General features: G+C 43.5%; 3 protein-coding genes. 2 read left to right on the forward strand and 1 reads right to left on the reverse strand.

Going from position 1 to position 2,571, the window contains the following annotated elements; genetic code table 11:
• Nucleotides 1-48: 48 nt before the first annotated feature.
• Nucleotides 49-273: a hypothetical protein gene (locus ACM0OP_RS23920; RefSeq protein WP_414530905.1), complete on the forward strand. Its 225-nt coding sequence runs from the start codon at nucleotides 49-51 to the stop codon at nucleotides 271-273.
• 247 nt (nucleotides 274-520) lie between these two features.
• A complete protein-coding gene (locus ACM0OP_RS23925; RefSeq protein ID WP_414530906.1) occupies nucleotides 521-2,095 on the forward strand; it encodes an NAD(P)H-quinone oxidoreductase subunit 4 in 1,575 nt (524 codons plus the stop codon).
• A gap of 240 nt (nucleotides 2,096-2,335) precedes the next feature.
• Here ACM0OP_RS23925 and ACM0OP_RS23930 read toward each other — a convergent pair.
• Nucleotides 2,336-2,571 (reverse strand): hypothetical protein (locus ACM0OP_RS23930; RefSeq protein ID WP_414530907.1); only part of this gene is annotated, 236 nt, incomplete at its 5' end.

A 2,571-nucleotide genomic window follows, 5' to 3' on the forward strand; every position in this document is an offset into this window, starting at 1 on the left:
CTAGTTCGGACGGATGAAGCAAGAATCCTCATGCCTTTAGGCTGAGGAGTGTCAAGCGGGAAACATTACCAAGCCTATCGACAAGGACATACTGTTACTGTTCATCAAGAGGATGGAAAAGAAATTGTCCAACGTTTCACCCTGGAAGATGGGGCGATCATGCTTGATCCTGATGTGCGAGAATATTTTCCTGATGCAGAAACTGTCAACCAAGCTTTACGGACATTGATTAGTCTATTTCCCAAAAATCAACAATCAATAACACCTCAGTAATAATCTGAAAATAGCCCATTCTCACGTAGAACAGATGGCACACTTGTTCTGTCGGAGGCAATTAGCAGCCAGTTTACCTATTGGCGGATAATCCTGGGTGGTAGATGTGTTCTAGGTCATCTGGGAGAATGGGGGATTGCCAATTTGATTAAATCAACCTAACAATGAAGGGAAAAGTGCAAAAAAACTGTTACTTAATAACTAGTGACTTTTTGCCAAACATGATTCTGATTGCAGACTAATTGTGATGAATACAGCTAATTTCCCGTGGCTGACAATAATTATTTTGTTACCTGTCGCCGCGTCTCTACTGATTCCCATCATCCCAGATAAAGACGGCAAAACAGTGCGCTGGTATTCCCTGGTTGTGGGGCTAATAGATTTTGCACTCATTGTTTACGCTTTTTCTAATGGTTACGACTTCTCCAATCCAGATTTGCAGATGGTGGAGAGTTACCCCTGGGTTCCCCCACTGGATTTAAATTGGTCAGTAGGGGCTGATGGTTTGTCCATGCCTCTGATTATTTTGACCGGGTTTATTAGCACGCTGGCGATTTTAGCGGCTTGGCCAGTGACATTTAAGCCCAAGCTATTTTTCTTCCTGATTCTGGTGATGTACGGCGGTCAAATTGCCGTGTTCGCTGTTCAGGATATGCTGTTATTTTTCTTGGCGTGGGAACTGGAACTGGTACCGATCTACTTTCTGCTGTCGATTTGGGGAGGCAAAAAGCGACAATATGCAGCGACTAAATTTATTTTATACACCGCCGGTGGGTCGTTGTTTATTTTGCTGTCTGCCCTGACAATGGGATTTTACGGCGATACGGTGACTTTCGATATGCGCGCGATCGCCTTGAAGGATTTCGCCCTCAATTTCCAGCTTTTACTTTATGCTGGCTTTCTGATTGCCTACGCAGTCAAATTACCAATTATTCCCTTGCATACGTGGCTACCAGATGCCCACGGTGAAGCTACAGCCCCCGTGCATATGTTACTAGCAGGGATTCTGTTGAAAATGGGCGGTTACGCCTTGATTCGCATGAATGCCCAAATGCTGCCCGATGCCCATGCTTATTTTGCCCCTGTGTTAGTGATTTTGGGGGTAGTGAATATCATCTACGCCGCCCTGACATCTTTCGCCCAGAGGAACCTCAAGCGGAAAATTGCCTACTCCTCAATTTCTCACATGGGGTTTGTCCTGATTGGGATTGCTTCCTTCACGGATTTAGGATTGAGTGGCGCAGTTTTACAAATGGTTTCCCACGGTTTAATTGGGGCGAGTTTGTTCTTCCTTGTAGGGGCGACTTATGACCGGACACACACCCTCATGTTAGATGAAATGGGTGGTGTTGGTAAGCGGATGAAAAAGATTTTTGCTATGTTCACTACCTGTTCTATGGCTTCTTTAGCATTGCCAGGAATGAGCGGTTTTGTAGCAGAATTAATGATCTTTGTCGGCTTTGCCACCAGCGATGCTTATAGCTCTACTTTTAAAGTTATCGTGGTGTTCTTGATGGCAGTTGGGGTAATTTTAACTCCCATTTATCTGCTGTCGATGTTGCGGGAAATTTTCTATGGTGAAGAAAACGAAGAGTTAGTTTCTCACCAAGCTTTGATTGACGCAGAACCCCGCGAAGTGTTTATCGTTGCTTGTTTGTTAGTACCCATTATTGGGATTGGGTTTTATCCCAAGTTACTGACTCAGATGTACGATGCGACAACTGTACAGTTAACAGCAAGGTTGCGTGATTCTGTACCGACTTTAGCACAGCAAAAAGAAGTGCCTCAGATTTCTTTGAAAGCGCCCGAACTTGTTCGTTAAGTAACGCTAGTTTAAATTAACATTTCGCTGTGAGTGGGTTTTTTAACCCGCTCTTTTTTTGTTATCTAACATCTTGCACCTAGCCCTGGCGATTAGAATATTGCTAACGCAACGCCAAGGGCGAACGGGGCTATACAAACGAAGTCCGCCTACGCGGACTAAAATAAAATCAAGGTCTTCAAGCTGTTATCTGCTATCAGTATAACTTTTGTATTTTTCACTTCACGGTATTACTAGTTACTAGCTATGCCAAGCTTGATAAAAGGCTGGATAAGTCATAATTTTGGCGCAGTGCCAGATAACTTGGTAAGCCTCTTTTGATAAGTGATCTTTTAAAGTCGTGACAACTGTTTTCATCTTCTTAGATTCTGTTAACAACTTTTGTAAAAAATATACCGCTTCCCCACGGGTAGATTCATCGTGAGAATCACGAATTAACTCCACTAAAGCAGTAATAGCAGTGGCATTATTGGGTG

This window comes from Nodularia chucula CCY0103 (genome assembly GCF_963923915.1).
Taxonomy (GTDB): domain Bacteria; phylum Cyanobacteriota; class Cyanobacteriia; order Cyanobacteriales; family Nostocaceae; genus Nodularia; species Nodularia chucula.